This is a genomic window from Microcoleus sp. S28C3 (assembly GCF_036700785.1).
GTDB lineage: Bacteria > Cyanobacteriota > Cyanobacteriia > Cyanobacteriales > Microcoleaceae > Microcoleus > Microcoleus asticus.
The window spans coordinates 1-5,419 of sequence record NZ_JAUBPO010000199.1 but is presented as its reverse complement, the minus strand read 5'-3'; the positions used below and the strand labels follow the sequence as shown (position 1 = coordinate 5,419).

At 39.1% G+C, this 5,419-nt stretch carries 3 protein-coding genes; 2 read left to right on the top strand and 1 reads right to left on the bottom strand.

The window, feature by feature from the left end; translation table 11 throughout:
- Positions 1–173 precede the first annotated feature (173 nt).
- A complete protein-coding gene (locus tag QUA13_RS31150; RefSeq protein ID WP_333204790.1) occupies positions 174–1,529 on the bottom strand; it encodes an O-antigen ligase family protein in 1,356 nt (451 codons plus the stop codon).
- Positions 1,530–1,563: 34 nt separating this feature from the next.
- Between QUA13_RS31150 and QUA13_RS31145 the strand changes: the two genes are divergently transcribed.
- Entirely contained in the window at positions 1,564–2,994 is a 1,431-nt protein-coding gene (locus tag QUA13_RS31145; RefSeq protein ID WP_333204788.1) for an SLBB domain-containing protein, read from the top strand.
- Positions 2,995–3,015: 21 nt separating this feature from the next.
- Positions 3,016–5,247: a polysaccharide biosynthesis tyrosine autokinase gene (locus QUA13_RS31140; protein ID WP_333204786.1), complete on the top strand. Its 2,232-nt coding sequence runs from the start codon at positions 3,016–3,018 to the stop codon at positions 5,245–5,247.
- The last annotated feature ends 172 nt before the right edge of the window (positions 5,248–5,419 follow it).

Genomic DNA, 5,419 nt, shown 5'->3' with positions numbered 1-5,419 from the left:
CTTATTCTCTCCCAGCGCGGTGGCTCTAGTTCTTCTGAAGCCACCTTTCTCATCTTTATTTAGTCTAAACTACAGTTTTTTAGGTGTGTCTACTTAGTTATTGGAGTTTAGACTAAAAAGTGCGATCGCACTCAAGTCTCTAGATTGAGCGGGCTGACCAAATGCTGTCATCATCAGTGTTGATTATCCTTAGCTGTCCTATCTAAGCTCAATTTTACCGATAAAACTACATACCAACACCAATAAGTACCAATACCAAATAATCCCCCCTCTGTCAAATTAGTCATTAGCATAAATGTTAATATATACAAAGGCAAACCTGACTCGGGAAAACTTTCTTTAACTAGGTACTTTATACCTCTAAATATATTATTTAAAAATGACAAAATAAACAATAACAATCCGACCCAACCCAGTTCGCAAAGTATATCAATAAAACCATTGTGAGAGTGCGGTGGCACAAAACCCGATTTAACTACTATAATTCCGTAAGCTGGGTTTTCCAAGCCACGCCAAGGCTGCCAAAATCCAGCCATTCCATAACCAAATATGGGATGGTTTTGATTAATTCGATCAATAATTAAAGGCCAAAAATCGGTTCTACCCGTTAAAGTCATATCTTTTTTCAAACCATCCACAATAATAGCCTCTAAATTATTTAAAACCAAAATACTTATACCTATACTCCCCACCAAAAATAAAATAAAGCAGAGAAAAGCCCATTTGACAGGTAATTTTTTTAATAAAGCTAAATAACTCCACAAACTGATTAATACCACTGTCAAAATCCGACTAGCACCACTACAACCTTTTTGCAATCCTACTAAAGCTATTAAAGTTATAAATAATGATAAATATCGATATTTACGATCCTTAACAGCATATAAAATCCATAAAGAAGCTGTATTAGCCATTTGAAAAGAAAAAGGGTTCTTATGACCGAAAACTCCTGTCCAACAACCGTCCGGTGCTGGATTTGGTTTTACCACTCCCCATAAAGCTAATAAACCAGTTAGCCATCTCAATAATCCATAAATTTCTAACCAACTATACACTTTCCCTACATAAATAGAAACCAGTGTTACTCCCCACATAGCAAAAATAGCACGAAAAGTAATTTCAGGAGTTTGTGACCACAAGCCCGACAAAGTCATAGTCAACAAAAACAAACCTAAACAAATGTCTCCTGCTATCCATTTAATGAGTACAAAAACTGTTTTTTTTGTTGTTTTAGTTAATCGGGGAAATAAGATTAATATCATGGCACCATAAATGGCAATTTGACCAATAATCGTTGGGGGTGTACTTTCTAAGTTGTATAAAACTTTAGGATGGAGTTTGGTAAAGGGCATCGCTATGATCCCTGAACCACCAGTGATGGTAAAAAAAAGTATCCCCACAAAAATCTTTTCTAATGTGACACCCAATTTGGGATGGCGTGCGACTAAAATATAAAAAGTCACAAAGATGACAATCGCTAAACAAAACAGCATCAACGCAAACATCGGCACTCTTAAAATATCTTTCATGGCTTGACCTCTATCATCAAATTTGTTACTACCTATGAAATGGCTTACCCTTCCTGCCTTACAAGTGCCACTGCTGGCGCTGGTACTCACTCTCTCTTACCCTCAAACAAACCTCGCTCAGTCCCCACCCCCCACAATAAGCATTAATACTGACTACTATCTAGGTGGTGGAGACAATATTAGAATTGATATCTACGATCTGCCCCAGCTTAGTGGGGAGTATCAAATTCCCGCTGGGGGAGCTATTCAAATCCCGATTATTGGTAGTATTCCCCTTCAAGGATTAACTTTACAAGAGGCAGCCCAAGTTATTACTAGAGCTTATGGCCGGGTCGTAAAAAGACCTTTAGTTACAATCAGCTTACAAGCTGCCCGCCCGCTCAATATTTGGTTATCTGGTGAAATAAGTCGTCCCGGCTCCTACTCATTGCCCCTAGCTAATGGAGGTGGAAACAGACCATCAGTTCAGTTTCCCACCCTTCCTCAAGCTTTAGAAAAAGCTGGGGGTATTCGAGCTAGCGCTGATATCCGCCGGATAATTGTCCGACGTCGTATCAAGGCTAACCAAGAAGTAACTATCACTTATAACCTGTGGGATTATTTACAAACTGGTCAAACAAGCCAAGACATCACGTTGCGAGATGGAGATCAAATATTGGTTCCCCCTCAAGAAACAATTAACTTAGCAGAAACAAATCAAGTTAGTGAATCTAATTTTTCTATACCCGCAGAGCAACCCCGTACTGTCTCAGTATTCGGAGAGGTGAAGCGTCCCGGTAGATATGTCGCGATCGGTGGTGATACCCAAAATGGTCAAAGAAGCAGCGGACAACCGACTATCATTCGTGCCCTACAACTAGCTGGTGGCATCACATCAATCGCCGATATTCGCCAAATCCAACTCCAACGTTATACTAGAAATGGCAAACAACAAATCCGCACTATTAACCTCTGGCAATATTTGCAAGAACAAGATACCTCTCAAGATACTATACTACAAGAAGGGGATATCATCTTTGTCCCAACAGCGACGGCTATCGACCCAGGAGAAGTTTCTGTTTTAGCTACTGCTAGCTTTGCTCCGGGGACTGTGCAAGTGAGTGTTATCGGAGAAGTCAATACTCCGGGTGGGTTCAAATTACCTCCTAATACTACCTTAAATCAAGCAATTATGAATGCGGGGGGTTTCAGACTAAGTCGCGCTAACTCTAGATCCGTGGAACTGATCAGGCTGAATCCTAATGGAACTATATCCCGATCGGAAGTAGCAATTAATTTGAATCAAGGAATCGATGCTCAAACCAACCCACTTATTCAAGAGAATGACATAATTATAGTGGGACGATCGAGGACTGCTACCTTGGTAGACACCATTACCACTGTTCTCACACCAGCTAGTAGTATTATTGGTGGAATTCTTGTTCCCACGAGACTTATAGAGCTACTCAGAATATTAGGAAATTAGGAATTTAACAACATTTCTATTATGGATAAAAAACTGTTTTCTTCTCTAAAGAATGACATTAACGGTCAATATTTGTCTGTCCCCTCCGCTAATTACCTAGCTAGTACCCCAGAAGAGGATGACCAAGTCCTTGATATTAATTGGGTAATCGCTGTCGTCAAACGTCGCCTTCTGGTGATGGCAATAGTAGCTGCCAGCATAGCTGCTTTGAGCGGTACTTTCGTGCTCAGGGCTGCCAAAAAATCTATTACTGAGTATGAAGGAAAATTTACAGTTTTAGCAGAACCCCTTACGACTGACGATCGGCTATCAAAGCTCTTAGTCCAAGCTCAAAATAACAGTATAGGCATCACAGACTTGAACAAAATTAAGTCCTCAGCGGAAGACGGTTCCTCGGTGGACTATCAAAGTTTAACGCGGGTTTTAAAAAGCCCAGAAGTTCTAATACCATTAGTTAATAAATTGCAACAAAGATATCCAAATTTTGACTATAAAAATCTCAACAGCCGCTTGACTATCCAACGTGTTACTTTCTTGCGAGATGGGAAGCAGGGGGGTACTAAACTCTTAGATATTAGCTACCGCGATCGAGACCCCAAGCGCATCAAATATGTACTGGAAGAAATGGCCAAATATTACGTAGAATATATGGGCAAAGAGCGCTTAAAGGTTAGCAAACAAAGTCTTGATTTTATCGCTAAACAAATGTCTCCCCTCCAGCAGCAAGTAGATAAATTGCAACAAGAATTACAAATATTAAGAATTAATTATAACTTTAATCAACCAGAACTACGCAGCCGCAGCCTATCAGATCAGCTAGATAGTATAACTAATCGTCGCCTAGAAGTGCAAGTACAACTAGCAGAAAGTAGGCAGCAATATGAAAGCTACAAAAAAAGATCTTTAACTGGCGATAATCGTTGGATTGTTGATATTAGCCCCAAGTCTTATGAAAGTTTAATGAGCAAAGTAAATGAAATAGAGTCGCAATTAGCTTTAAGCTCTACTCAATTTTATGAAAATAGCCTTCCCATTCAATCTTTGCGGGAAAAGCAGCAAAGTTTGCGCAATTTAATGCAAAAAGAAGCTGAGTCTGTCCTCTTTCAGATGAAATCCCAAGTAGGACAGTTGGAAGCTCGCGAGCGATTGATAACTAATAGCCAAAATTTAGTGCAAGCAAAAATCACTCAAATGCCCCAAGCTCAACGTCGCTATGATGAGATACAATTAAAACTAGAACTAGCTAAAGATACTCTCAAACTGTTCCTAGAAAAACAAAAAACTTTACAACTAGATGCTGGTCAAATTGATGGCTCTTGGCAAATTATATCTAAACCACAGTTAGTCACAGACGAAAAAGGTAATATCTATCCAGTAACAGAAAAACCAACTCGCCGCCAACTAGCGATCGCGATAGTTATTAGCAGTTTACTAGGCATTGCTGTAGGTTTTCTAGTAGAAGTTTTAAATACTGTTTTTCATACTCCCGAAGAAATTAAATCAGCAACTAAACGCCCTCTTTTGGGAGTAATTCCGATCGCCAAAGCAATAAAAATTAAATCTCGTAGAGGCGAAAGTGTTCCACCTAAATTCACTAGCGTAAGTTCACCTACTAAAAGTGCAAGCTTAAAACGAATAATAGTATCAAATTACAAAGATTTTCCGGTGGTAGAGGCATTTCACTACTTATACACAAATATTCAGTTATTAAATGCTGAACACCCGATAAGTTCTTTAACCATCACTTCGACCATTAAAGGTGAGGGTAAATCCACTGTAGCAGTTTATTTAGCTAAAACTGCTTCTGCTGTGGGTAAACGAGTATTATTAGTAGATGCTAATATGCGTTTTCCTCAAGTGCACACATACCTTGGTCTATCAAATATGAGAGGTTTAAGCGATACTTTGACTTCAGATTTAAGCTTAAATGAAGCTATTCAGCGATTGCCCGACGATGAGAATCTTTTTGTCCTCACTGCTGGTACTGTTCCCCCAGATCCAATTACATTACTTTCTTCCAGAAAGATGCACTATTTAATGGAACAATTCCTAGTCTTATTTGATTTAGTAATTTACGATACGCCACCTTTAATGGGTTTAGCGGACGGTCATTTACTAGCTTCTCAAACTGATGGTACAGTGCTGATAGTAAAAATTGAAAAAACCGATCGCGGCATGGTAAACAAAGCCTTAGATCAACTACAGGTAGCCGATTTTAAAGTATTGGGAGTAGTAGCTAATGGGGTTAAATGAGGGTAAAATGGAGTGAGAGAGCCGAAGGAAGAAGTAAGACAATTTTTTTACTTTTTAGTTTTGAGAAATAATAAATTACTGGATATGGGTTTTCCGTATCCCCTCAATATTTCGGGGAAACAGTTATTCAAGCATCCAGGACAAACCAAAAGGATTGAGAACAGATTTTTCA

Coding starts and splice junctions, on each gene's coding strand:
- QUA13_RS31145 (WP_333204788.1), top strand. CDS start 1,564: ATGAAATGGCTTACCCTTCCTGCCTTACAAGTGCCACTGCTGGCGCTG.
- QUA13_RS31140 (WP_333204786.1), top strand. CDS start 3,016: ATGGATAAAAAACTGTTTTCTTCTCTAAAGAATGACATTAACGGTCAA.
- QUA13_RS31150 (WP_333204790.1), bottom strand. CDS start 1,529: ATGAAAGATATTTTAAGAGTGCCGATGTTTGCGTTGATGCTGTTTTGT.